At 60.0% G+C, this 25,313-nt stretch carries 24 protein-coding genes; 6 read left to right on the forward strand and 18 right to left on the reverse strand.

Going from position 1 to position 25,313, the window contains the following annotated elements:
* Positions 1-32: 32 nt before the first annotated feature.
* From H8S11_RS07760 to H8S11_RS07775, 4 genes are all read right to left on the reverse strand, one after another.
* Positions 33-1,292 carry an ABC transporter permease gene (locus tag H8S11_RS07760; protein WP_147570731.1) on the reverse strand — a complete coding sequence of 420 codons (1,260 nt, stop codon included), beginning with the start codon at positions 1,290-1,292 and terminating at the stop codon, positions 33-35.
* Entirely contained in the window at positions 1,289-1,984 is a 696-nt protein-coding gene (locus tag H8S11_RS07765) for an ABC transporter ATP-binding protein (protein WP_186852834.1), read from the reverse strand. The genes H8S11_RS07760 and H8S11_RS07765 overlap by 4 nt, the downstream gene beginning before the upstream one ends.
* Positions 1,985-1,997: 13 nt before the next feature.
* The gene (locus H8S11_RS07770) at positions 1,998-3,698 is read right to left on the reverse strand and encodes an RND family efflux transporter (protein WP_186852747.1); all 1,701 of its coding nucleotides are present in this window, start codon (positions 3,696-3,698) and stop codon (positions 1,998-2,000) included.
* 300 nt (positions 3,699-3,998) lie between these two features.
* Positions 3,999-6,572 (reverse strand): ATP-dependent helicase, encoded by a 2,574-nt coding sequence (locus H8S11_RS07775; RefSeq protein WP_186852748.1) that lies wholly within the window; start codon positions 6,570-6,572, stop codon positions 3,999-4,001.
* A 370-nt stretch (positions 6,573-6,942) separates the two neighbouring features.
* On the opposite strand from H8S11_RS07775, the gene H8S11_RS07780 reads away from it, so the two are divergent.
* From H8S11_RS07780 to H8S11_RS07800, 5 genes are all read left to right on the forward strand, one after another.
* Positions 6,943-7,575, forward strand: coding sequence for a hypothetical protein (locus H8S11_RS07780; RefSeq protein WP_147570734.1), 633 nt, complete (start codon positions 6,943-6,945; stop codon positions 7,573-7,575).
* 172 nt (positions 7,576-7,747) lie between these two features.
* Entirely contained in the window at positions 7,748-9,118 is a 1,371-nt protein-coding gene (gene murC / locus H8S11_RS07785) for a UDP-N-acetylmuramate--L-alanine ligase (protein ID WP_186852749.1), read from the forward strand.
* Between the two features lie 476 nt (positions 9,119-9,594).
* The gene (locus H8S11_RS07790) at positions 9,595-10,104 is read left to right on the forward strand and encodes a helix-turn-helix domain-containing protein (protein WP_186852750.1); all 510 of its coding nucleotides are present in this window, start codon (positions 9,595-9,597) and stop codon (positions 10,102-10,104) included.
* 221 nt (positions 10,105-10,325) lie between these two features.
* Entirely contained in the window at positions 10,326-11,180 is an 855-nt protein-coding gene (locus H8S11_RS07795) for a radical SAM/SPASM domain-containing protein (protein ID WP_147570737.1), read from the forward strand.
* 46 nt (positions 11,181-11,226) lie between these two features.
* Entirely contained in the window at positions 11,227-11,571 is a 345-nt protein-coding gene (locus H8S11_RS07800; RefSeq protein ID WP_186852751.1) for a GIY-YIG nuclease family protein, read from the forward strand.
* 76 nt (positions 11,572-11,647) lie between these two features.
* On the opposite strand, the gene H8S11_RS07805 is transcribed toward H8S11_RS07800, so the two are convergent.
* The 13 genes from H8S11_RS07805 to H8S11_RS07865 all read right to left on the reverse strand — a co-directional run bounded on the left by H8S11_RS07805 (position 11,648) and on the right by H8S11_RS07865 (position 22,350).
* Positions 11,648-12,106, reverse strand: coding sequence for a MarR family transcriptional regulator (locus tag H8S11_RS07805; protein ID WP_186852752.1), 459 nt, complete (start codon positions 12,104-12,106; stop codon positions 11,648-11,650).
* A gap of 104 nt (positions 12,107-12,210) precedes the next feature.
* Complete coding sequence (fabZ, locus tag H8S11_RS07810; protein WP_147570738.1) at positions 12,211-12,648, reverse strand: 3-hydroxyacyl-ACP dehydratase FabZ; 438 nt, start codon at positions 12,646-12,648, stop codon at positions 12,211-12,213.
* A 3-nt stretch (positions 12,649-12,651) separates the two neighbouring features.
* Complete coding sequence (gene fabF, locus H8S11_RS07815) at positions 12,652-13,893, reverse strand: beta-ketoacyl-ACP synthase II (RefSeq protein ID WP_147570739.1); 1,242 nt, start codon at positions 13,891-13,893, stop codon at positions 12,652-12,654.
* 14 nt (positions 13,894-13,907) lie between these two features.
* Positions 13,908-14,651, reverse strand: a complete 744-nt coding sequence (fabG, locus tag H8S11_RS07820) for a 3-oxoacyl-[acyl-carrier-protein] reductase (RefSeq protein WP_186852753.1) — start codon at positions 14,649-14,651, stop codon at positions 13,908-13,910.
* A complete protein-coding gene (gene fabD / locus H8S11_RS07825; protein WP_186852754.1) occupies positions 14,648-15,598 on the reverse strand; it encodes an ACP S-malonyltransferase in 951 nt (316 codons plus the stop codon). Before fabD ends, fabG begins: the two co-directional genes overlap by 4 nt.
* A complete protein-coding gene (locus H8S11_RS07830) occupies positions 15,595-16,683 on the reverse strand; it encodes an NAD(P)H-dependent flavin oxidoreductase (protein WP_147570742.1) in 1,089 nt (362 codons plus the stop codon). Before H8S11_RS07830 ends, fabD begins: the two co-directional genes overlap by 4 nt.
* Positions 16,674-17,615, reverse strand: coding sequence for a nitronate monooxygenase (locus tag H8S11_RS07835; RefSeq protein WP_186852755.1), 942 nt, complete (start codon positions 17,613-17,615; stop codon positions 16,674-16,676). Before H8S11_RS07835 ends, H8S11_RS07830 begins: the two co-directional genes overlap by 10 nt.
* A gap of 11 nt (positions 17,616-17,626) precedes the next feature.
* Entirely contained in the window at positions 17,627-18,574 is a 948-nt protein-coding gene (locus H8S11_RS07840; RefSeq protein WP_186852756.1) for a beta-ketoacyl-ACP synthase III, read from the reverse strand.
* On the reverse strand, positions 18,571-19,392 hold the full coding sequence (locus H8S11_RS07845) for an acetyl-CoA carboxylase carboxyltransferase subunit alpha (protein WP_186852757.1): 822 nt from the start codon (positions 19,390-19,392) through the stop codon (positions 18,571-18,573). The genes H8S11_RS07840 and H8S11_RS07845 overlap by 4 nt, the downstream gene beginning before the upstream one ends.
* On the reverse strand, positions 19,389-20,243 hold the full coding sequence (gene accD, locus H8S11_RS07850; protein WP_240287043.1) for an acetyl-CoA carboxylase, carboxyltransferase subunit beta: 855 nt from the start codon (positions 20,241-20,243) through the stop codon (positions 19,389-19,391). Before accD ends, H8S11_RS07845 begins: the two co-directional genes overlap by 4 nt.
* Positions 20,240-21,631 carry an acetyl-CoA carboxylase biotin carboxylase subunit gene (accC, locus tag H8S11_RS07855; RefSeq protein ID WP_186852758.1) on the reverse strand — a complete coding sequence of 464 codons (1,392 nt, stop codon included), beginning with the start codon at positions 21,629-21,631 and terminating at the stop codon, positions 20,240-20,242. Before accC ends, accD begins: the two co-directional genes overlap by 4 nt.
* Complete coding sequence (locus H8S11_RS07860; RefSeq protein WP_186852759.1) at positions 21,625-22,056, reverse strand: acetyl-CoA carboxylase biotin carboxyl carrier protein; 432 nt, start codon at positions 22,054-22,056, stop codon at positions 21,625-21,627. The genes accC and H8S11_RS07860 overlap by 7 nt, the downstream gene beginning before the upstream one ends.
* Before the next feature lie 63 nt (positions 22,057-22,119).
* Positions 22,120-22,350, reverse strand: coding sequence for an acyl carrier protein (locus H8S11_RS07865; protein WP_147570749.1), 231 nt, complete (start codon positions 22,348-22,350; stop codon positions 22,120-22,122).
* 216 nt (positions 22,351-22,566) lie between these two features.
* Between H8S11_RS07865 and H8S11_RS07870 the strand changes: the two genes are divergently transcribed.
* Positions 22,567-23,994 carry an FAD-dependent oxidoreductase gene (locus H8S11_RS07870; protein WP_186852836.1) on the forward strand — a complete coding sequence of 476 codons (1,428 nt, stop codon included), beginning with the start codon at positions 22,567-22,569 and terminating at the stop codon, positions 23,992-23,994.
* A 56-nt stretch (positions 23,995-24,050) separates the two neighbouring features.
* Here the strand turns inward: H8S11_RS07870 and H8S11_RS07875 are convergent, their stop codons facing one another.
* Positions 24,051-25,271, reverse strand: coding sequence for a dicarboxylate/amino acid:cation symporter (locus H8S11_RS07875; RefSeq protein WP_186852760.1), 1,221 nt, complete (start codon positions 25,269-25,271; stop codon positions 24,051-24,053).
* Between the last annotated feature and the right edge of the window lie 42 nt (positions 25,272-25,313).

The following is a 25,313-nucleotide window of genomic DNA, read 5'->3' on the forward strand; positions in this document are numbered from 1 at the left end:
GGGTTCCCAAATAAAGCGGACTTTGCCGCAGGCTAGTCCGCCCGCAGAGCCTCCACAGGCTGCAGGCCAGAGGCCTTAATGGCTGGGAACATACCAAAGAGGATGCCCAGCACCACGGAGAACAGGAAGGCCCCAATGGCGATCATGGGGTCCGGAGTCAGGATCATCCCCTCAAACACGTTCTCCATCAGTTTTCCCGCGATCATAGTACCCACATAGCCAATGCCAATACCAATGAGGCCTCCGATGCCGCAGATCACCGCCGCTTCAATAAGGAATTGGGTGATGATACTGCTGCGCTCGGCACCGATGGCCTTTCGGATACCGATTTCCCTGGTACGTTCTGTGACCGTAACCAGCATGATGTTCATGATGCCGATGCCGCCCACCAGCAGGGAGATGCCGGCGATGGCCCCCAGCACCAGGGACTGCATCAGGCTGGCGTTTTCCATCTCCTCGGCCGAGCTGTTGTCGCTGTTGATATAGTAACTCCCGTTTGCCATGTTGCCGTTCTCGTCCTTGGGGAACATCCCGGACAGATAGGCGTCCAGCAGGGTCATGGCCTGGGTGGTAGCAGCGGCACTCTTTGCCTTGACCACGTAGGAGTCGATGGTATTGTTCTTGTTCATGGTCCGGTTGAAGGTGTAGGGGATGATAATGACATTGTCCATCTCCGGCCAATATTGGATGTCCATGGGCTTGTAGTAGCCAACCACCAGGAAGGGCTGCCCGTTGAGAGTGATGGTCTCCCCCACCGGGTCGGTGTAGTCAAACAGAGCCTCCTTGGCTCCGGAGCCCAAAACACAGACGGCATTGGTCTTTTCCACATCCAGATAGGAGATCTCTCGGCCATTTGCCAGCTGGTAATTGTTGCACACACCATACTGATCAGAGCCCAGCTTAATATGCATCATCTTTTCCCAGTCCATATTGCCGTTCTCCCAGTCGTTGATCGACAGGGTCTTGGCCCCGTACTGGACAGTGATTTTATCCCCAAGCTCTACATCCGGGGTAATGCCATCCACCAGGTTACTGAGGGACAGGCAGTAGTCATAGAGCTTCTGCCCGGTTTCGTTGTTCGTGTCATACCAGGAGTAGGCCTGGACTGTGATCTTGTTGTCCCCCATCTTCTCGAAGTATTCCATGTTCTTTTTATTCTGCCCCTGGACCACGGACACCATAATGACCACTGAGGCCACACCAATAATGATGCCCAGCATGGTCAGGAAGGAGCGGCCCTTTTTCATGGCGATGGATTTAAAGGCCATTTTGAATGCCTGCCAAAGATTCATTCCCAGTCCACCTCCTGAGGATGGTCCGAGGTGATCCTGCCGTCGGACAGACGAACCACCCGCTTGGCGGTGGCGGCGATGCCGTCGTCGTGGGTGATGAGGATGACAGTGGTGCCTCCCCGGTACAGGTCCCGCAGGATCTCCAGCACGTGGCGGCCCGTCTTGGAGTCTAGGGCGCCCGTGGGCTCGTCGGCCATGATGATGGGGGGCTTGGTGGCAATCGCCCTGGCGATGGCCACCCGCTGCTGCTGGCCGCCGGACATCTCGGAAGGGCGGTGGTGGGCTCGAGAATCCATGCCCACCTTGGCCAGGGCCTCCATGGCCAGATCCTCCCGGTCAAAGATAGACACCCCCCGGTAAATCAGGGGCAGGGTCACATTCTCCAGAGCGTCCAGCTCCTGAATCAGGTTGTAGCCCTGAAAGATAAAGCCGATCTCCTTATTCCGGATATGGGCCAACTGCTTGTCGGACAGAGCAGTCACGTCGGTCCCCTCCAGGTAGTATTCTCCGTAGGTAGGGATATCCAGACAGCCCAGCACATTCATCAGCGTGGACTTGCCGGAACCAGACTGACCCACAATGGCCACAAACTCCCCCTTGTCGATTTGGAGGGATACCCCGTCCAGGGCCCGGACCTCGCTCTCCTTGCCCTCGTTGTATATTTTATAGAGGTTTCTGATGTCAATGAGCATCTTTCCACCCCGCTTAATAGCCATAGCTGCCGTCTGTCACGGTATAGTTGACGAACACCTCGTCCCCATCCTGAATGCCGGAGACAATCTCCACATTCTGGGTGTCAGAGATGCCGGTCTCCACGATGACTGGGTAGTAGCCCTCCTCCTCGCTGGGGAAGGTGCGCTTCTCGCCCGGTGCCACTTCAGGCAGCTCCAGTTCGGGCACGTCGTCCGGCCGGCTGTCCCGCTTGACAAAGACCACACTCTGGCGGGTGCCGTCCATGTCGCTGAAATACTTGACCGAGGTAGTGGGGACCAGAATACAGTCGGCTGACTCGCTGGTGACAAAGGAGTATTGGAGCCAGGCACCGTCCATCAGGCTTCCATCCACGTTGTCCACCGTCAAAGTGACGGGGTAGCTGGTCATGCCTTGACCGGCCTGGGCGCCGCCCATGTCAATGGAGGTGACTAATCCCTGATATACCTGTCCGTTCCAATCCAGGTCCACATAGTTGCCCGGCTTGATAAAGGAGATGTTCCGGTCATCTACGGTAATGGTGACCAGCATGGTCACGTTATTGGAGATCATAACAACGGTGTCGCCGCTCTTGACCTCCTGGCCGGGAGTCAGGTTGCAGGAGGTGACGGTCCCGTCGATGGGAGCTACGGCGTTAAAGTCATTGAGGGCTTTCTGGGCCTCGTCCAGCTTGGTCTGGGCGCTGTTGATTTCCTCCTGCTTGGAGCGGATCTGGGAATCAATGGTGGAGGAGCCCAGATAGAGCAGGGCCTCCCCGGCCTGGACGTTGGCGTGGTCGAGCAGATTGCCGATGGCGGTCACTGGGCCGCTGGCCTTGGCAATGATGTCCCGTGACTCGTAGTATTCGGTCTTTCCGTTCTCGTAGGGATAAATCGCGGTGCCGTCAGCGGCAGTCAGGACAGCGGAGGCGTCCATTTCGGCAGTCAGAGTACCGGGGTTGTCAAAGACGATGACCGCCTCAAAGTGGACGGCTCCTTCCGGGGATATGTAGCTGACCTTGTTGATCTTCTCCACCCGTCCCTCAAAGGAGCCCATAACAGCGGGGATGGACACCTGGACCGACTGGCCGGTGTGGATCTCTTTCTCATAGGCGTAGCTGAAGTAAAGGGACAGCTTCAGCTTCTTATCGTTCACCAGAGTAGCCACTGGGGCGGACTTACTCACCTCGTCGTCGATATGGAACTCCTTGACCTCCTGAAGCTTCCCGGCGAAGGGGGCCCGCACCGTCAAGTTGGCGGCCTCTTCCTGCAGGTCGGCCATATCCTCCAGCAGATTATTCAGTTCCTCCTTGGCGTCCGTCACAGCATCCTGGGCTGCCTGACTGTAAATGGTGTACAAGGGATCGCCGGCCATGACAGTCTGGCCGCCAGTGACAAAGACCTCCTGCACCGTACCGCTCTGGGTCAGGGTAATGGCAGCCGATTCCTTGGCCTTGGCCGTACCTGAGCCGGACACCTTGCTCTGGATAGTACCAATCTGGGCGGGCTGGGCCATGATCTCTCCCTGCTCTTCCCCGCCGGAGTGGAGGAATTTGTAGAGCAAAAAGCCTCCAATCGCCAGCACCCCAGCCACGATAGCCAGTATGATAGCATTTTTGACCGCTTTCTTTTTTCCTTTTTTCACCGGTTTCATCTCTGGGGGCGCGGGGGGTGTCTGGGTTGGTACGGCAGGCTGGGGAGTTATGACTTCTGACATGGCAGCTTTTCCTCCTGTAAGCGGTAATGATAAAGTGAAATGTCGGCGGGCCAAAGGCCCGGGGACGGGATAGACCAGTCCGCAGATATCATCCCCATTATAGGGGCTGTCTCCGCCGGAAGCAATTACAAGGCGATTACAAATCCTTAAAATTCTATTAAGGCTCTCTCCCGCTCCGGTAAATCCCTATATAATGTTAGACGTATTTTCTCCGTAAATGTTGCCTTTCCTCTCATACTTTTTTCCTGTTTGTAAAAAAGAGGCACATCGCCATCCCCGACATGCCTCTTTTCTGCCGCTTTACAGTTTTTCCATGTGCGCCGCCGCGGACTTCAGCATCAGACGCTTGGTCCCCACCTGGTCAAAGGCAATCTCCAACAGGGCGTCGCCCCCCATCTTCTGGACGGACAGGACCATTCCCTGTCCGAATGCCTTGTGCCGGACCGTATCCCCCTTCTGGAAGGCAGGGAGGCTGCCGCCTCCCCCCGGCGCTCCAGCCCCCACAGGGGAGGAGGCCAGAGGCTGTCTGGTCCGGGCGCTGCCGGTGGCACCGCCACCAGCGCCCGACATGGCCCGGACAAAGCCTCCATAGGAGGGTTGGGGCCGTGGGTCTCGATCCGTCCGGCTCCCGCCCTGTCCAGCCTGGGCGGAGCGGCCACCTCCGTAAGTCGGGCGCTGATAGGAGCCGTAGCCCCCATAGCCGGAGGAGCGGCTGGGCATACCGCTCCAGCCCTCCTCTCCCCCGCCCAGATTGGGCAGGCAGCTCCTGCCTAGCCGCTCCAGGTGCTCCGGGGGGATCTCCTCCACAAAGCGGGAGGGGCGGTTGGAGCTGGTCCGTCCAAAGAGCATCCGCTGATTGGCGCAGGTGAGGTACAGCTTCTCCTTGGCCCGTGTCATGGCCACATAGCACAGCCGCCGCTCCTCCTCCATCTCCTCCGTTTCCCCAATGGCCCGGATGCCGGGGAAGATGCCCTCCTCGGCCCCCACCACAAAGACCACAGGGAACTCCAGCCCCTTGGCCGAGTGCATGGTCATCATCACCACGCAGTCCTGGTCCGGGTCGTGGCTGTCTAAGTCGGTGTACAGGGCTATCTCGTCCAGAAAACCCGCCAGCGAGGGCTCCTCCCCGGCGTTCTCCAGATAGCCGTGAATGGAGGTGAGCAGCTCCCGCACGTTCTCCAGCCGGGTGCGGTCCTCCACGGTGTTCTTGCTCTCCAGCATGGTGGCATACCCGGTGCGGAGGATCAGCTCCTCATAAAACTGATCCAGGGGCAGCTCGTCCAGCAGCCCGGCCAGCTCCCCCATCAGGGCGGTGAAGCCGGCCAGCTTGGCCGCCGACCGCTCCAGCTCCGGGTACATCCGGGCATTGTCGATGACGGCGTAGAGTGAGCTCTCCTCCCGCCGGGCGATCTCCTGGGCGGTCTCAATCGTCTTGGCACCGATGCCCCGTGGCGGATTGTTGATGATGCGGGTGAGGCGCAGGTCGTCCTCCGGGTTGTTGAGGACGGCCAGATAGGCCACCATGTCCTTCACCTCCGCCCGGTCAAAGAACCGAGTACCCCCGATGATGCGGTAGGGAATCCCGTTGCGCTTGCAGGCGTTCTCTATCTGGTTAGACTGGGCGTTCATCCGGTAGAGGATGGCGTGGTCCTTCCACTTTCTGCCCTGGCTGTACCCCTCCAGAATACGGGCAGCTACATATTGGGCCTCATCGTTCTCATTCATGGCGGCGTAAAGGGTCAGCTTGTCCCCCTCCCCCGCCTTCGTCCACAGCTCCTTGCCCTTTCTTCCCTGGTTGTTGCGGATCACGGCGTTGGACGCCTCCAAAATATGTTTGGTGGAGCGGTAGTTCTCCTCCAGGCGGATGACCCGGCAGCCCTTGTACTGTTTTTCAAAGGAGAGGATGTTCTCAATGGTCGCTCCCCGGAAGCGGTAGATGGACTGGTCGTCGTCCCCCACCACGCAGAAGTTCTCATAGCCTCCGGCCAGGGTGGAGGCCAGCAGATACTGCAGGTTGTTGGTGTCCTGGTACTCGTCGATGAGCACATAGCGGAACTTCCGCTGATAGAACTCCCGCACCTCGTCAAACTGCTGGAGCAGACGGACGGTGTGGAAAATGATGTCGTCAAAGTCCAGGGCGCTTGCCTCCCACAGCCGGCGCTGGTACTCTGCGTATATCTTGGCGATCTTGGTTAGCCGGAAGTCCCCAGACCTCTCGCACTCGGCCAGATACTGGTCGGCCAGCTTCATGGCATCCTTTGCCCTAGAGATGTAGCCCAGCACCGACCGGGGCGGAAACTGCTTATCATCGATTCCCAGGTCCTTCAGAATATCCTTCACCACCCGCAGGGAGTCGTCAGTGTCATAGATGGTAAAGGAGGAGGCGAAGCCCAGCTTCTCAATATCCCGGCGGAGGATGCGAACACAGGCGGAGTGAAAGGTGCTGGCCCAGATATCGTTGGCAGCCGGGCCCAGCATTCTGGCCAGACGGTCCTTCAGCTCACCCGCCGCCTTATTGGTAAAGGTGATGGCCAAAATGGTCCAAGGGGCCGCCGGGTCCAGGGCACACAGCCGCTCCTGCCGGGCCTTGTCCCCCGCCCCGGTCCGGACATACTCCTCCAGGAAGGTCAGATCATCCTCTGTCACCCACTCCGGCACCTCTGTGCTGTCCGAGCCGCGGCCATACTTCATCAGGTTGGCGACGCGGTGGATGAGCACGGTGGTCTTGCCGCTGCCCGCTCCGGCCAGCAGCAGGAGCGGACCCTCCGTGGTCAGGGCGGCCTTTTGCTGCTCTGGGTTCAAATGTGAAAATTCCCGGGCAATAGCCCCCCGGCGGGCCTTACAAAATCTCAGTTCCAGGTCGTGATTCAGCATGGGGCAAACATCCTTTTTCTCTTTAAAATTATCTTTTTCATTGTAGCCCAAACTGGTCTGGTGGTCAACCAGAAGACGCCCCCGCTCCTTCAAAATATTCTCAGCCTGTCCCCTTTCCCAGCTTCCTGGCATACTGTCCCGCCGCCCCGCATAAGATACCCCGTGGGACAGCCCCAGGCCCGTCCCGCTCCTTCGTGCAAAAGCAAGATATTGTCCCTTCGTCCCTCTCTTTTCCCTCTATTTTGTGTTGACTCCAAAGAAATTGCAACCGTTCTGTAACCATTTTTTCACCTTCTCGTAACACCTTCGATACGATGGTAACAGCTCTCAGTGCTATACTTAAAACAAGAATAGGAAAGGAGGTCTTCCCATGAAAAAACTGCTGTTGACCACAATAATCGCTTCCCTGCTCATCCTGCCCTTTGGAACTGTGGCTATGGCCGACATGACGGAGGCCCCTGACACCCAGGCAGAGCAGCTGGACTACGCCCCCGGCAACGTCCCCGCCGAGACCGGCGCTCTGGATTCCATGACCCCCGCTCTCCACGCGGCCATCCTGGCCATGGTCAATCTGGGCCAAAGGGAGTTGGATCTCTCCGACCCGGTGGCCGCTTGGGAAACCTTATATAATATGCTCAGTCTGTACGGGCAGATGGATGACCGCTCTGAGTATCTGGACGAGGAACTGGTCCTCCCTTCTGAAACGGTGATGGACTATGCCTCCGCCCTCTTTACCGGCACAGCCCCTTTGAGCCCCATCCCCGAGGCTCTTTCCGACCGGATTCGCTACGATGGAAAGCTGGACAGCTATCTGCTTACCTGCGGCGACGACAGCCTGGCCGAGATCCAGCTCACCTCCATTCGAGAATTAGGCGGTTCCCTCTCTGTGGATGGCTCCCTAGTCTATCTGGTAGACGGTTCTTCCCTAGCCCAGTTCCACGCTCAATTCGCGCGGCAGGACAATATGTTCGGCTATGTTATCACTAATCTGACTCTGGGGTAAAACCCATATTCCTCCTTAAGAAGGCACATCGGAAACGATGTGCCTTTCTTTTTTCTCTTCCAGTATATTTTTCTTCTCTTCCGTCCATATTTTTCAGGAAACCTTGCACTTCTCCCGCCCAATGTTTATAATATGGTGAATAGAGAAGAATCTAAGTTTGAGGTGTCATCCCATGGAACAGAACATACAAGACTACATCAAGCCCGGCCGCCGGGCCCATCTGGTAGGTATCGGCGGGGTATCCATGGCCCCGCTGGCAGAGGTCCTGAAGGGGCGGGGCGTCCTGGTCACCGGCTCCGACATGCGTGAAGGCGAGGCGGTAGACCATCTGCGCTCCCTGTCCATTCCGGTGACCATCGGCCATCTGCCCCAGAGCGTGGAGGGAGCCGACTGCGTCATTCGCACCGCCGCCGTCCACGACGATAATCCGGAGATTGCCGCGGCCCTGCAGGCCGGTATTCCAGTCTTTGAGCGTGCCCAGGCCTGGGGGGCCATCATGACCCACTACCAGAATGCCCTGTGCGTCTCCGGCACCCACGGCAAGACCACCACCACCTCTATGTGCGCCCACATCTTTCTCGCCGCCGGTCGGGACCCCTCCGTTATGGTCGGCGGCGTGCTGCCCATCCTGGGGGCGGGCCACCGGGTCGGTCACGGCGACACCATTATCGCCGAGGCCTGCGAGTACTGCAACTCTTTTCTCTCCTTCTGCCCCACGGTAGCAGTGATTCTGAATGTGGAAGAGGACCACCTGGATTTTTTCCGGGACCTGGCGGACATCCAGCACTCCTTCCGCTCCTTCGCCCAGCTGGTCCCCGACCGGGGCTGGGTGGTGGTCAACGGGGATAATCCCAACGCCCTCCAGGCCATCCAGAACTGCGGCCGCCAGACCATGCGATTCAGCCTTCGGGACAGCTCCGCTGACTGCCGCGCGGATCATATCTTCTGGAACAAGGGGCTTCCCGAATTTGATATTGTGGTCCACGGCGTGAAGTATGCCCACGCCGCTCTCAACGTGGGGGGAAGCCATAATATCTCCAATGCTCTGGCCGCCGCCTGTGCCGCCTATGTGCTTGGTGTTCCTGGCAGTGCCGTGGAGGAGGGCCTTGCCTCCTTTACCGGGGCCGGACGCCGCTTCGAGAAGAAGGGAGAGTTCCACGGCGCCATGGTGTACGACGACTACGCCCACCACCCCGATGAGCTCCACGCCCTGCTCACCATGGCAAAGAGCCTGGGCTACGCCCGTGTGGTGTGTGCCTTCCAGCCTCACACTTATACCCGTACCGCCGCCCTGTTCCAACGGTTCGTCCAGGAGCTAAAGCTGGCAGATGTGGCCATTTTGGCAGAGATCTATGCCGCCCGGGAGAAAAATGACTTGGGCATCTCCTCCAAAGACCTGGCGGACCAAATTCCGGGAGCGGTATACTGTCCCACGTTGGATGAGGTCACCGCAAAGCTTCGGGAGCTGGCCCAGCCTGGAGACCTGCTCCTCACCGTGGGGGCGGGGGACATCTATCTGGCAGGAGAGGCCCTGCTGCAATAAAATATGCCCCGGACATCTGACGGTGTCCGGGGCATATTTTACTGCTATTTGCCTCACATACGCCTAGTTTTGCGGGATATCAGGCAGAGAATCAAAGCTCATCCGGCGCATGCCCGCCGTGATCCCACCACCTATGGTCCTCTGAAGTGGACTGGCCCAAAGTTACTTCTCTTTGTCAGCATTTAAATTCCGATTTGGCGCTATTATAGTTTCTTGGTACAGACTTGCTAATGCTTTATTTTAAAATGACCGGTCCCGTCAGGCACAGGCCAATTCACCTACCCCCGCACAATTTATATATCTTCCGATTCTCTTTTACGTTTCTAACTAGAAGGGCTTGGATATTTTTCCGGGTAATGATCAGATAACGAAGCAAAAACAGCCTCTTTCAATGAATGTTAAAATGCGTTGCTTGCAGCAACGGGCAATTCCTCCTATAATTTTCACAAATACCGCAAGGAAGGAGATCATTTCGAATGCTCAATGAAAATATGAAAGCAATCAGGAAATCAAAAGGGCTTTCGCAACAAGAGCTCGCTATCAAGCTGAATGTGGTGCGGCAAACTATTTCAAAATGGGAGCAGGGATTGTCGGTTCCCGACTCTGATATGTTGATCGCCATATCAGAGGTGCTGGAAACACCTGTAAGTACGTTGCTTGGAGAAAAGGTTATCGCGGCAGAAGCAGATGACTTAAAGGCGATTTCCGCAAAGCTGGAGGTGATAAACTTACAGCTCGCACAGAGAAAAACCACAAGGCGAAGGGTCCTGCACGGGCTTCTCATCTCGTTGTGTGCGGTTATAGCAGTGGTCTTTGCATTCTTATTGATGCAAAAAAGCCTTTACTTGGACTGGGATTATAGCGATCCTGAAACCGCTGTTCTCGGAGTGGCATTTCATTCGTTTGAATGGCTGTTTGTTAGAGTGGCACCGATTATCCTGGTGGGAGCAATCGCGGGAGTTTTTTTAACACGGAAGAAAGGATAGGTCCGCTCCGCTTTTGGAACACAGTACAGCTATTTTTATAGCGCAATATCTGTCTAACCATTGCAAGACCAGCACTCCGGGTTATCTCCCTTTGTTGGAACCGGCGGAGTTTATCTCATGACTCATCACCCACCACGCAGGAGGGGACAGGGAAAAGAAACGGTTGCGTTTTACACTGTCCGCCTGTACAATGAGGAGGAAACGTCAGAGGAGGGGTAGCCGTGCGGCGTTTGAAGAAGGCCTATCTTGAGATCACCAACATGTGCAACTTGGACTGCCAATTCTGTCCAGGCACCAGACGGACTAAGGGCGTTCTCTCGCCGGAGGGATTCCAGACATTGGGAGAGCGTCTACGTCCTCACACCGACTATCTCTATCTTCATCTGATGGGGGAGCCCCTCCTCCACCCCCACTTGGCGGAGATACTGGAGCGGGCGGAAAAGCTGAAGTTTCGGGTGATGATCACCACCAACGGCACCCTGTTGGGGGAGCGGGAGGACCTGCTCTGTTCCAGTCCGGCGGTGGAGAAGGTCAGCATTTCTCTTCACTCCTTTGAGGGGAACGAGGGCGTGGGAACGCTGGAGGACTATCTGGCCGGGTGCCTTGCCTTCGCCCGGCGGAGCGCCGGAGCTGGAAAGAAGTGTGCCTTGCGGCTGTGGAATCTGGACGGGGAGGACACCAGAGGAGCGAACGCCCGGAATGGAGACATTTTAGCCGCTCTGGAGAGGGACTTTCCGCGTCCCTGGAGAGAGGGGCGTCGGGGGACTACCCTAGCTCCTGGCGTTTTTCTGGAGTGGGGAGAAAAATTTGACTGGCCGGACCTAGGCGCCCCGGAGGGGGACGGCGCCGGCTTCTGCTATGGCCTGCGGGACCAGGTGGGTGTGCTATGGGACGGGACCGTGGTCCCCTGCTGTCTGGACCATGAGGGGGATATCTCTCTGGGGAATTTGTACGATCAGCCCCTAGAGGAGATCTTGAGCAGTCCCAGAGCCCAGGCCATCTACCAGGGATTTTCCCAGGGCAGGGTCAGGGAGGCGCTATGCCGCCGGTGCGGCTACATGCGCCGCTTCCGGTGAGGGGATTGGGCCTCTACGGGGCAGGAGCATAGATTGAGGTGAAAACATGGACATAAACAGGAAAAAAGAACTGATGGAGGCATATAAGAACCGCCGCCCGGAGATGGGGGTGGTGTCTGTCCGCTGTCTGGCCACTGGGGAGTCCTTTCTGGGGACCTCCTCTGATACCAGGGCCACCATGAACGGCATCCGGGTCAAGCTGAACGGCGGACTGTATCCAAACCGCCGCCTTCAAGAGCTGTGGAAGCTCCACGGGCCAGAGGAATTTGAGATATCAGTCCTGAGGACGCTGGACTATGAAGACCCTGGGGAGGACCATACAGAGGAGCTAGAGCTGCTTCGGGAGCTGTGCCTGGAGGAGGTCCCCGGAGCCGCCAAGCTGTGGAAGTAGCGGCCGGGGCGGAGAGAGATAAAAAACGCGGCAGCACTGTCAGAGTGCTGCCGCGTTTTGCCGCATTGAGAGGAGGTCAGACTGGCCCTTGAAGTTCGGGAATCTGGACCTCGGGCATCAGTTCCCGGCTGACAATAGAGATCATCTCCTCCAGCTTGGAGCAGTCCTCGGGAGAGAACCGATGCCGGATGCGGTCCATAACCTCCGTGATATAGGCGGAGCTGATGTTGTAATAGTCGATATACTTCTGGGTGACCTCCAGGTGATACTCCCGCCGGTCCTCGGGGGACTGAACCTTGCGGATATACCCCTTCTTGACCAGGCTGTTAATCTTATAGGCCGCATTTGGAGGCGAGATGCGCATAAAGGTAGCAAACTCGTTGATGGTGGGACGGCCCAGGGCCTGGATAGTCTCCATGGCGAAGGTCTCCACCGTGGTCAAACTGGCCTCCCGGTCCTGAAAGCGCCGAAAGATCTCCTGGTAAAAATGGAGCTTGAATTTGGTATACACGTTAAAAAAAGCTTGGTCCAGCACAACATCGCCCGCTTTCCCGCAATGAGCGTATCAATCATTTTTGGGCTCTAAAAACCACTATTACTATATACCAGATAGGAGAAAAGGGCAACAGTTTCGCTGATCTATCGCGCCGCATCGGTGATGGCAAAGGTGAGCTCCGCCACACAGGCCACCTGTCCATCCACCAGTGCTTTACATTCCCCGATGCCAACAGGCCCCCGCCGCTTGGTCAGAACACACTCCATCTCCAGCACATCGCCGGGGACCACCTTCCGCTTAAAGCGGGCGTTTTTGATCCCGCCGAAGAGGGCCAGCTTGCCTCGGTTCTCCGGCAGAGCGAGGATGGCCACCGCCCCCACCTGGGCCATAGCCTCCAGAATGAGGACACCGGGCATCACATGCTCCTGGGGGAAGTGGCCGCAAAAATAGGGCTCCCCTACGCTGACGCACTTGCGGCCTTTGGCCCACTGGCCCGGCTCACAGTCCAGGATGCGGTCTACCAGGGCGAAAGGGTACCTGTGGGGCAGAAGCTGGGCGATCTGATCAGAATTAAGTTCCATCTCTTATTCCTCCCACTTTTTGAAGAGAATGCTGCCGTTGTGCCCGCCGAAGCCCAGAGAGTTGGACAGGGCGTACCGAATGTCTGCCGTCCGGCCGGTATTGGGCACTACATCCAGGTCACACTCGGGATCGGGGACCTGGTAGTTGATGGTGGCGGGGACGAAGCCATGATGGAGGGACAGGGCGGTGAAGATGGCCTCGATAGCCCCCGCCGCCCCCAAGGTATGGCCGGTCATCGACTTGGTAGAACTCATCATCAGATGGTAGGCGTGGTCCCCAAACACCGTCTTGACGGCGGTGGTCTCACCGGAGTCATTGAGATGGGTAGAGGTGCCGTGGGCATTGATATAGTCTACCTGTTCCGGGGATACCCCTCCATCGGCCAGGGCCAGCGCCATGGCCCTGGCCCCGCCAGAGCCGTCGGGCCGGGGGGCAGTCATGTGATAGGCGTCACAGGTGGCTCCATAGCCCAATACTTCAGCGTAGATCTTAGCGCCCCGCGCTAAGGCGTGGTCCAGCTCCTCCAGCAGGAGGATGCCGCAGCCCTCCCCCATAACGAAACCGCCCCTCTCCTGGTCAAAGGGGATGGAGGCCCGGTTGGGGTCTCCGTTCTGGCTCAGGGCCTTCATAGAGGTAAAGCCGCCTACGGCCAGGGGGGTGATGGACGCCTCTGTGCCGCCGCAGAGCATGACCTCGGCGTAGCCGTCCCGGATATAGTGGAAGGCGTCGCCCACAGCATTGGTGCCGCCCGCGCAGGCGGTGACGGGACAGGTGCACATCCCCCGGAAGCCGGATCGGATAGCTACCTGGCCGGCGGCCATGTTGCAGATGCCGGTGGGAATGTAGAAGGGGGACACGCGGTCCCACCCCCGCTCCAGCCCGCGGCTGTGCTCCGCCTCGGTGATGGACAGCCCGCCGATACCGCTGGACACACTGACGCCGCAGCGGTCCGGGTCGGCGGAGGAGACATCAAAGCCAGCATCGGCCAGCGCCTCCTGGGCCGCCACGGCGGCAAACTGGGTAAAGCGGCCCATCCGTTTGGCGTCCGCCTTTCCCAGCAGCTCCTCCGGGGCGAAGCCCTTGACCTCGGCGGCCAGCTTCACCTTCAGCTCCGAGGCGTCGAATTGTGTGATGGGGGCGATGCCGCACACGCCCTCCCGGACCGCCTGCCAGCTGTCGGGACAGGTAAGGCCCAAGGGGGTAACGGCCCCCATTCCAGTGATGACTACTCTACGTCGTTCCATGTTATCTCCCCCTCTCACATGGACATGCCGCCGTCCACCGCCAGGACCTGGCCGGTGATATAGGCGGCCTGGTCGCTGGCCAGGAAGGCGACCGCCTGAGCCACTTCCTCCGCCGCGCCCAGACGCTGGGTAGGAATGGTGGACAGCAGAGCGTCGCGGGCCGCCTGGGGCAGGGCGGCGGTCATATCCGTGTCAATAAATCCGGGGGCAACGGCGTTGACTGTGACGCCTCTAGAGGCCAACTCCTTGGCCAGGGATTTGGTCATGCCGATCACGCCGGCTTTGCTGGCAGCGTAGTTTACCTGTCCGGCGTTGCCGTGGAGCCCCACCACCGAGCTGAGGTTGACAATGCGCCCATAGCGCTGCTTCATCATGGTCCTGGCCACCGCCTTCATGGTCAGGAAGGCTCCCTTCAAATTGGTATCCAGCACCTGGTCCCAGGCGTCCTCCTTCATAGTCATGAGCAGGCCGTCCCGGGTGATGCCGGCGTTGTTGACCAGGATGTGGACAGCTCCAAATTGCTGTAGGGCGGCATCCACAAGGGCCTTGACCTCATCCGTCTTAGATACGTCGCAGCGCATGGCGGCCGCCTTAGCGCCCAGAGCCTCGCAGGCGGCTGCCGTATCCAGGGCGGCCTCCTCGTTGCCGGCGTAGCACAGCATGACATTGGCCCCGCCCCGGGCCAGCTCCAGACAAATGGCCCGGCCGATGCCGCGGCTGCCGCCTGTGACGACGGCGGTCTTTCCGGTAAAATTCATTGATCTTTCTCCTTCATCAGCTGTTCCAGAGTGTTTTTCAGTCCTTCCACGTCCGCTGTACTCTCTACGGCGCAGACAGGGAGTCCAGGTACTGTCTTGCGGACAAAGCCGCTGAGGGCTTTGCCCGGACCGATCTCCACGATGGCATCCACGCCCTGGTCGGCCATGGATCGGATGGAATCCTCCATCCAAACGCTGCTCTGGACCTGTCGGACCAGCAGTTCGGGGATAGAGGGATCGTCCTCCCGGCGGGCCCGGCCCAGACAGTTGAACAGAACTGGGAACTGGGGCTGGCCGAAGGTGATCGTTTGGAAATAGTCTGCCAGCTCCTCCCCGGCGGGGGCCATCAGGGGGGTGTGGAAGGGACCGCTTACCTTGAGAGGCATGGTCCGCTTGGCCCCCAACTCCTTGGCAATGAGGGCTGCCTGTTCCACTGCGGCCCGGTTGCCGCCGATGACCATCTGGCCGGGACAGTTGTAGTTGGCGATGACCACCGTGCCCAGGGCGGAGGCCCGCTGGCAGGCATCCTGGAGGGGCGCGCGGTCCAGGCCCAGGACCGCGACCATGGCGCTCTCTCGACCGCCTGCCGCCCGCTCCATGGCCTTGCCCCGGAAGGCCACCAGCCGGATGGCGGCAGCGGCATCAAAGACTCCGGCGGCGTGGAGGGCGGAGTATTCTCCCAGTGAGAGGCCGGCGGCCAGTTCGGGGAGGATACCCCGCTCCCGCAATACCGCCGTCAGACCGGCCGCGAAGGCCACCATGCAGGGCTGGGTGTACTGGGTCTGGTTCAGCACTCCGTCGGGGTCCTGAAAGCAGACCTGCTTTAAGTCAAATTCTACGGGGGCGCTGTCAAAGACAGCGCGAAAGGCGGGATATGCCTCATAGAGGTCAGCACCCATTCCTGGGTGCTGGCTGCCCTGTCCGGCGTAAAGAAAGCCAAGCTTCATTGAGCGGCCCTCCATTCTTCCATGATTTGGTCCATCTGCTGACTGACAGTGGACAGTTGTGTGATTTCTCCGGCGTTGGAGCCGCAAAAAAACAGCCCGTTTTCCCAATCCCCCTGGACGGCGGCGATCAGGGCTCCGGAGATACAGTAAGGGGTGGTCTTGGGGTTGCAGGGCACCAGGCAGTCGATACACCGCTTTGGGCTGGGCTGAAGCCCTGCCTCCACCCGGCGGATCAAAGGACTGTGCAGGGCGCGGCCCGGCATCCCCACAGGGCTCTGGACGATGGTGATGTCCTCCGGTCTGGCCCGCAGGAGGGCCTCCTTATAGCCCTGACTGGCATCACATTCCTGGGTGGCGATAAAACGGGTGGCGAACTGGGCCCCGGCGGCCCCCTCTCTCATATAGCGGGCCATCTCTGCCCCGTCCTTCACCCCGCCGGCCACAAAGACCGGGATGTCCCGCTGGTATTTCTCCCGGAAGGGGGCCAGCGCCTCCAGCACCTCCCGAAGCAGCTCGGAGAGCGGCCTGGGGCTTCCCTCCTGTGCCTGAAGGGCCTCCTCCTTGGTGAAGCCCAGATGCCCGCCGGCGAGGGGGCCCTCCAGCACCACGAAGTCGGGAATACGCTGGAAGTGGCGGTCCCAGAGCCGGCTGATGACCGAGGCTGAACGCCCGCCGCTGACCACAGGGGCCAGGGCGGCGTCGCTCTCCGGAACCTCGGCGGCGATGGCTGGCAGGTCCCTGGGCAGGCCGGCCCCGCAGACCACAGCGTCCACCCCGGCCTTCAGGGCGGTGCGGACGCTGTCGGCGTACTGGGTAGTAGCGACCATGGCGTTGATAGCCACCATGCCGGCTCCGCGGGCCAGCTCTTTGGCCCGCTTGACCTGGCGTGCCAGGGCCCGAAGATTGGCCTCCTGGGTATTGCGGTAAAAATCAGGCTCCTGGAAGCCGCAGGCCGCTGTAGAGATAGTGCCCATCCCGCCTTTGGCGGCCACCGCCCCGGCCAGCCGGTCCAGGCTGACTCCAATGCCCATCCCGCCTTGAAGGATGGGTAGAGAGAGGGTCCTCCCTCGGATCGTTACCGCCATTGCTGACCTGTCGCTTCCAGAACGGCCTTTCCGCCGGCATACAGCTCCTCAAAGATCTGGCGCAGGGGCCGGATCTCATGGAGCATACCCGCCACTTGGCCGGACATGACGCTGCCGGTCTCTACGTCGCCGTCAAAGACCGCCCGGCGCAGGCCGCCCAGGGTAACCTTCTCCAGCTCCTCCAGAGAGGCTCCCCTCTTTTCCAGAAGCAGATACTGTCTGGCCATCTTGTTCTTCAGCACCCGGACCGGGCCTCCGATGGACCGGCCGGTGACGGTGGTGTCGCTGTCCTTGGCCTTGAGCAGAGCCTGCTTGTAGTTGTCGTGAATGGGACACTCCTCGCTGACCAGAAGGCAGGTGCCGATCTGGACGCCGCAGGCCCCAAGGGCGAAGGCGGCGGCCAACTGGCGGCCGTCGGCCACGCCGCCGGCGGCGATCACAGGCACGTCCACCGCGTCGATCACCTGGGGGACCAGGGCCATGGTGGTCATCTCTCCCACATGGCCGCCGGATTCCGTGCCCTCGGCGATGATGCCGTCCACCCCGTACCGGGACAGCCGTCGGGCCAGGATGGTGGCCGCTACCACGGGGAACACCTTGACCCCGGCCTCCTTCCAGGCGGGGATATACTTGCCGGGGTTGCCCGCTCCGGTGGTCACTACCTGTACCTTCTCCTGGGCGATGATCTGAGCCATCTGATCGGCGGCAGGATTCATCAGCATCAGGTTGACGCCGAAGGGCTTGTCCGTGAGGGAGCGGCACAGGCGGATCTGCTCCCGCAATTCCTCCGGCTCCCGGATGCCGCCGGCGGCGATGACGCCCAGGGCGCCCGCGTTGGAGCAGGCGGCGGCGAACTGGGGAGTGGCGATGTTGGCCATACCCCCCTGGATAAAGGGAAACTCCGTTCCCAGGATCTCGTTCAGCTTTTTCATAGTCCTTCTCCTCAAGCAAATTCCACCAGGGCTCCGCCCCAGGTAAGTCCGCCGCCGAAGCCGACCACCAGGACCCGGCTGCCGGGGCCGACGGTGCCCGCCTCCTCCAGCTCGCTGAGGACCAGGGGGATGCTGGCCGCGGAGGTGTTGCCGTATTCGGCGATATTTTTATAGTATTTTTTCGGCGGAATATGGTATTTCCGGACCACCAGGTCGATGATCCGGGCGTTGGCCTGGTGAAAGACGAAGAAATCCACATAGTCCATAGTCTTTCCAGTCCTGGCTAGTACCTGGTCCACGCACCAGGGCACCGCCTCCACGGCGAATTTAAAGACTCGGGTCCCCTCCATTTGGATAACCGAGGGCTCCCCAGTACCTGGGCCGGCGATACGCAGGATATGCTCATCCCCGTGGCAGCCCAAAACTGCGCTGATAGAGGGCCAGTCCTGCCGGCACTCTACCACAGCGGCTCCAGCCCCGTCCCCAAAGAGGATACAGGTGCTCCGGTCATTCCAGTCCACCATGCGGCTGAGTACCTCGGCTCCCACCACCAGGCCGTATTTTCTGGGGGAGGAATTGAGCAGGCACTCCATGGTGTGCAGGGCAAAGAGGAATCCGGTGCAGGCGGCGTTCAGGTCAAAGCAGATGATGTCGTTGGGCAGCCCCAGCTCCCGCTGAAGGGCGCAGGCAGCGGAGGGCACGATGGTATCCGGGCTGACGGTGGCCACGATGCAGGCCCCGATTTCCTCCGGGGCCACCCCCGCTTTGTCCAGCGCCTGCCGGGCGGCGGCGGCGCACAGGCTGTTGTGGCTCTCGGTCTCACAGTGGTGCCGCCGGCGGATGCCGGTACGGCTGCTGATCCACGCGTCGTTGGTATCCATGATCTTGGACAGATCATCATTGGTCACTACATGGGCCGGGACACACCGGCCCATGCCTTTGATCTTGATCCCGTTCATTGGCTCTCCTTCTGGGGAGCGGCCGCCCCCATTTTTCTGAATTTCTGATAGCGGTTGGCGGCCAGATCGGCGGGCTTTTTCTTCAAAAGCTCCCCCAGATGGCGGCTGATAGCCTGGTCCACCTGCTCAAAAGTGATGGCAGGGGCCAGATGGGCGCCGCCCTGGGGCTCGGGGATGACGCTGTCCACCACCCCCAGCTCCAGCAGGTCCGGGGCGGTGAGCTTCATCAGCTGGCAGGCCTCCTCATGGCGGGCGGCGTCTTTCCACAGGATGGAGGCAAATCCCTCAGGGGACAGGATGGCGTACACCGCGTTCTCCAACATAAGGACCCGGTCGGCCACCCCTAAAGCCAGAGCGCCGCCGCTGTTCCCCTCGCCGGTGATCAGGGCGATGACCGGGACAGTGAGCTGGCTCATCTCCATCAGGTTCCGGGCGATAGCCTCCCCCTGCCCTCTGGCCTCGGCCTCCAAACCGGGGTAGGCCCCGGAGGTATCAATAAAGGTGAGGATGGGGCGGCCAAATTTTTCCGCCTGCCTCATCAGGCGCAGGGCCTTACGGTAGCCCTCCGGGTTGGGCATGCCAAAGTTACACTTCAGGTTTTCCTCCAGGTCCTTCCCCTTCCGGGTGCCGATGACCGTGACGGGCCGGCCGTGGTACAGGGCGATACCGCCCAGAATGGCCGGGTCCTCACCGCACAGCCGGTCCCCTTTCTGCTCAAAAAAGTCGGTGAACAGAGCCTGGATATAGTCGTTGATATTGGGCCGCTGGGGGTGCCGGGCGATGGCGACCCGCTGGGCGGCGGTCAAGGTATCGCTCATGGGCGGCCTCCCTTCTGGTGGAGAAGGAGCAGTTGGGAGATGGTGTCCCTCAGCTTCGACCGGGGGACCACCTGGTCCACAAAGCCATGCTCCTCCTGGTACTCCGCCCGTTGGAAGCCCTCAGGCAGAGTTTGGCCAATGGTCTGCTGGATAACCCGGGGACCGGCAAAGCCAATGAGGGCTCCGGGCTCCGCCAGAATGATGTCCCCCAGGGAGGCAAAGCTGGCGGTGACCCCGCCGGTGGTGGGGTCGGTGAGGATGGAGATATAAAGCAGGCCCTTTTGTGAAAAGCGAGCCAGAGCCGCGCTAGTCTTGGCCATCTGCATCAGAGACAGGATGCCCTCCTGCATCCGAGCGCCGCCGCTGGCGGCAAAGAGGATGAGGGGCAGCTTGTTTTTAGTTGCATACTCGATGCCCAAAGTGATTTTTTCTCCCACAGCGGCGCTCATGGAGCCCATCAGAAACCGGCTGTCCAACACCCCTACCACGCACTTGCGGCCATCCACAGTGCCGGTGGCGATGACGGCAGCTTCATTGAGGCCGGTTTTGCGCCGGCTCTCCTCCAGCTTGGACTTGTAGCCGGGGAAGGATAAGGGATCGCCGGCGGGCAGCTTTTCAAACAGCTCCCGAAAGGAGCCGGAGTCCAAAATGGTGCTGAGGCGGTAATAGGCTCCGATGGGGAAGTGGTAACCGCACAGAGGACAGACAAAGAGATTCTGGGACACGGCCTGCCGCTCGCTGATCTGGGAACATTTGGGGCAGGTCATGGCCTTCTCATTGGGCACATAGCGTTCCCGCAGGGCCTTCATGGCCAGCAGGCGGGACCGGCGCTGGGCAAAGATGTTGTTCACTGGGCCCCCTCACTTTCTTCCAGCCGGCGGCTGAAGTCCAGCAGCTCGGCCAGATTCTCGTCTAAAAACGCTGTGGTGCAGCTTCCCCGAACAAAGGCCGGGTGGTACAGGATCTGATAGGACAGCTCCGCGTTGGTGGCAAAGCCCTCCAGGGCAAACTCCTCCAGACAGCGGCGCATCCGCTTGATTGCCTCCAGCCGGGTGGGGGCGTGGACCAGCAGCTTGGCCGCCATGGAGTCGTAGTAGGGAGACAGGGTACATCCGTTATACAGGCAGGAGTCCACCCTGACGCCCGGCCCGCCGGGGAAGTGGAGGAACTCCACAGTTCCAGGACAGGGCTGAAAGTTTTTCCCAGGGTCCTCAGCGTTAATGCGGCATTCGATGGAATGCCCGGTGAGGCACACCTCCCGCTGGTTCACATCCAGGGGCAGGCCGGAGGCGATTCGCAGCTGCTGACGGACCAGGTCTACCCCGGTGATCAGCTCAGTGATGCCGTGCTCCACCTGGATGCGGGTGTTCATCTCCATAAAATAAAAGTGAGTCCCGTCCGAGTCCAGCAGAAATTCCACCGTACCCGCGTTCTCATAGCCCACCGCCTGGGCGGCCCGGACGGCGGCGGCTCCCATCTCTGCCCGCAGTTCAGGGGTGAGGCACCAGGCGGGGGCCTCCTCGATCAGCTTCTGGTTGCGGCGCTGGACCGAGCAGTCCCGGTCCCCCAAGTGGATCACATTTCCCTGACGGTCAGCCAGGATCTGGAACTCAATGTGGCGGGGCCGCAGGATCAGCTTTTCCAGATACATCTGGTCGTCGCCGAAGCAGGCCCGGGCCTCCGCCTTGGCAGCCTGAAAGGCGGCGGGCAGCTCCTCCGGAGAGTTGCATCGGCGGATGCCCCGGCCGCCCCCGCCAGCGGAGGCCTTCAGCAGTACCGGGTAGCCAACCCGCTCCGCCCAGATCAGGGCCTGTTCCACCGTATCTACCGGCCCATCAGAGCCGGGCGTCACCGGCACGCCGGCCCGCCGCATAAGATCCCGCGCGGCGGACTTGGAGCCGGCCTTACGGATGGTGTCACCAGAGGGCCCAATAAAGGTGATCCCCTCCCTGATACACAGGTCGGCGAAGTCGGCGTTTTCTGACAGGAAGCCATAGCCGGGATGGATGCCATCGCACCCCGTGGCTTTGGCGGCGGTGAGCAGGGCGGACTGGTTAAGGTAGCTGTCCGCGGCCTTAGCCGGTCCAATGCAGAGGGACTGGGTGGCCAGCTGGACATGGAGGGCCTCTTGATCCGCCTTGGAATAGACGGCTACGGTTTCAATACCCGCCTCCCGGCAGGCCCGGAGGATGCGCAGGGCGATCTCTCCCCGGTTGGCGATGAGCACCCGCTTCAGCATGGCTGATAGCGGAAGAGGGGCTCGTCAAAGGCCGCCAGCTGTCCGTCGGCCTTCAGCACCTCCTCAATGACACAGTCACAGGGAGCGGGGATCTCGCTCATCATCTTCATAGCCTCGATGAGGCACAGGGGCTGGCCCTTCTTCACCCGGTCGCCCACGGATACAAAGGGGGGCTGGCCGGGAGCCGGCGCGGCGTAGTAGGTGCCCACCAGGGGGGCCTTGACAGTGGGCCCGCTGTTCCGGTCGGGGCGAGACTCCCCCCCGGTGGGACGGGGCGCGGGGGCAGAGGGGACTGCAGAGGCGGTGGAGACAGGTGCCCCTCCCCGGCTCAACTCTATGGAAAAGTCCTGGGTGGACAGCTTTAAGGTGTGGAGAGAGCTGTCCTCAAACCGGGAGATCAGATCAAAAATTTCTTGGTTGGTCATGAAAATTCCCTTTCATAGAAAGTGGTCCCGCCGGAAAAGAGATTGTCTTCCGGCGGGAGCCTGTCAGTTGCTGTGGTCCTTGAGGTAGTTCATGATGTCGCCGACGACCTTCATCTGGGCCAGGGAGTCGTCGTCGATGGAAACGCCGGTGGCCTCCTCCAGCGCCATGGCCAGCTCCACAGAGGCCAGAGAGTCGGCGCCCAGGTCATCCACCAAGGCGGCCTCCAGGGTCACCTGCTCCACGTCGCAGCCCAGAGATTCGGCGATGATATTACGTACCTGCTCAAAGTCCATACGGATTCTCCTCATTCTTGAAATTCAATTATTTTATTTAAAAAATTTTAACTAAAATAATTTAAACACATTGTATGCAGAGAAGGGGCGATTGTCAAGCAAAATTTTGTCGGGGAAAAAATATTTCCATCTATGCGGAAAATCCATCTGGGGATAAAGAAGGCTTTTTTGGCGCATCTATACAAGGGTAAGAAACAAAAAGAGAGGGGTGGCGTGATGTCGTCCATTTGGGAGCAGACCGTCCGGAGAGAAGAGCGGCCTCCCCTGGCGGGAGATATCCAGGTCCAGGCGGTAGTGATCGGGGGCGGGATGGCAGGTATCCTGACTGCCAAAGAGCTGGCTGGGCGGGGAGTGCACACCGTAGTGTTGGAGGCTGGACGGCTGGGCGGCGGTCAGACCGGCAGGACCACCGCCAAGATCACCGCCCAGCATGGCATGATATATCAGGGCCTGATCCTCCATTTTGGAAAGGAAAAGGCTAGGCAGTATGCCCTGGCCAACCAGCGGGCGGTGGAGCGATACCGGGGGATGATAGAGCAGGCAGGTGTGCTCTGTGATTTTCAGACCTGTCCGGCCTATCTCTACTCCCGTTTGGCGGCGGAACCGCTGGAGCGGGAGGAGGAAGCCTGCCGCCGGCTGGGCCTGTCAGTGGGATTTACAACCCAAACGACTCTCCCTTTCCCAGTAAAGGCAGCGCTGCGGATGGAGGGGCAGGCCCTGTTCCATCCGCTAAAATTTCTCCACTGGGCCGCCGAGGGTCTGACTGTGTACGAGGACACTCCAGTGACGGCGGTGCGGGGGGACGAAGTATTGACGCCGAAAGGTAAAGTGAGGGCCGAACATATCGTCTTTGCCGCCCACTATCCCTTTGTCAACCTGCCCGGCTTCTATTTTACCCGGCTCCACCAGGAGCGCAGCTATGCGGTCGCCCTAAAAGGGACGGGAGAACTGGACGGGGCCTATTATGGGGTAGACCCGGGCGGCCTGTCCCTTCGGCCCTTCGGCTCCATGGTGCTGCTGGGGGGCGGCGGACACCGGACCGGGGACAACCGGGCCGGGGGACAGTACCAGATGCTGGAGGACAGTGCCGAACGGCTGTGGCCAAACTGCCAGGTGGCAGCACGCTGGTCGGCCCAGGACTGCATCACACTGGACGGAGTGCCATATATCGGCACCTTTAGCCCAACCAGGCCGCGGTGGTATGTGGCCACCGGCTTTGGCAAGTGGGGAATGACATCCTCTATGGTAGCCTCAGAGCTCATCGCAGACCAGATCTGCGGCAAGGAGAATGCTCTGGCTCCTATTTTTTCTCCCCGTCGCTTCAGTATGCTGGCGGCCAGAACCATGGCGAAAGAGGGGGGCCAGGCCGCACGGGGGCTGGCCAGGGCGGTCTTTGCCCAGGGAGAGGGCTCGCTGGACGGGCTCCCTCCGGGCAACGGCGGCCTGGTATCCTGGCAGGGGAAAAAGGTAGGCGCCTACCGGGATAAGGAGGGGCAGCTCTACCTAGTGGACCCACGCTGCCCCCACATGGGCTGCCAGCTGGAGTGGAACCCAGAGGAACGGAGCTGGGACTGCCCCTGCCATGGCTCTCGGTTTGACTATGAGGGCCGCCTTCTGGACGGACCAGCCCAGACGGGACTATAAAATAAAATCCACCCGGCGCTGATGCGTCCGGGTGGATTTTTATAATGTGAAATGGCTTACAGGCCGGCAGACCGGGGTGCCTCATGGATATTGTGCTTCTTGGCGTAGCCGGTAAGCATGAGGGTCAGGGCCCCATCGCCAGTGACATTACAGGCGGTGCCAAAGCTGTCCTGAAGGGCGAAAATGGTCATCATCAGGCCCGTACCAGTATCATCAAAGCCCAGGACACTGATGATGAGTCCCAGAGAAGCCATGACCGTACCGCCAGGAACACCAGGAGCGCCCACGGCGAAAATGCCCAGCAAAAGGCAGAACAGAACCATGGTCAGGGGCTCAGGCAGCTTTCCATAGAGCACCTGGGATACCGTCATCACGAAGAATACCTCGGTCAGCACCGATCCGCACAGGTGGATGTTGGCGAACAGAGGGATACCAAAGTCCACCATATCACGGCGCAAAACGGAGGACTTTTGGGCGCAGCGCAGAGCCACAGCCAGGGTGGCGGCGGAGGACATAGTACCCACAGCGGTGAGGTAGGCGGGGCCGTAGTGCTTCACAACCTCCATAGGATTGGAGCCGGAGTAGGCACCGGCCAGGCCGTACAACACGGTCATCCAGATGAAGTGACCCACTATGACGATGAGGATAACAATGAGGAATACAGGCAGCTGTTTGGTAATGGAGCCCTCAAAGGCCAGGCCACAGAAGGTGGCGGCAATGAAGAAGGGCAGGATGGGGATGACCACCTTGGTCACGATGGAAAGTACAATCTGCTGAAACTCCTCCAGTACCTGGGTAGTGGTGCGGGCGTGTGTCCAGGTGGCAGCCAGCCCTACCAGCACCGAGAAGATCAGAGCGGACATGACAGTCATAATGGGGGCGATCTCCAGGTCGAAGAGCAGTTCAGGGAGCTCCCGCAGCCCCTCGGCCGCGGACTGGATGGACAGGCTGGGGATAATAGTGTAGCCGGCCCCCATGGACATCAGCGCGGCGCACACAGAGGACGCATAGGCCAGGATCAGGGCCAGGCCCAGCATCTTAGAGGCGTTGGACCGAAGCCGTGTGATGGAGGGGGCGATAAAGCCAATGATGATGAGGGGAACACAGAAATTGATCAGAGAGCCCAGCAGACTCTTGACTGTGAGGACCACCTGCATAATCATGCTGCCCACATCGGTCTCTCCGATATACAGATTGGCGGAGAACAGGCCCAGAGCGATACCGACGATCACGCCGATGATGAGCCGTGCGGGAAGACTGCCCAAAAATTTTTTCATAGGGAACACGTCCTTTCCGATACTTACGGCACAGCCGCAGGG

This window comes from Flintibacter hominis, assembly GCF_014287965.1.
Taxonomy (GTDB): Bacteria; Bacillota; Clostridia; order Oscillospirales; family Oscillospiraceae; genus Lawsonibacter; species Lawsonibacter aceti.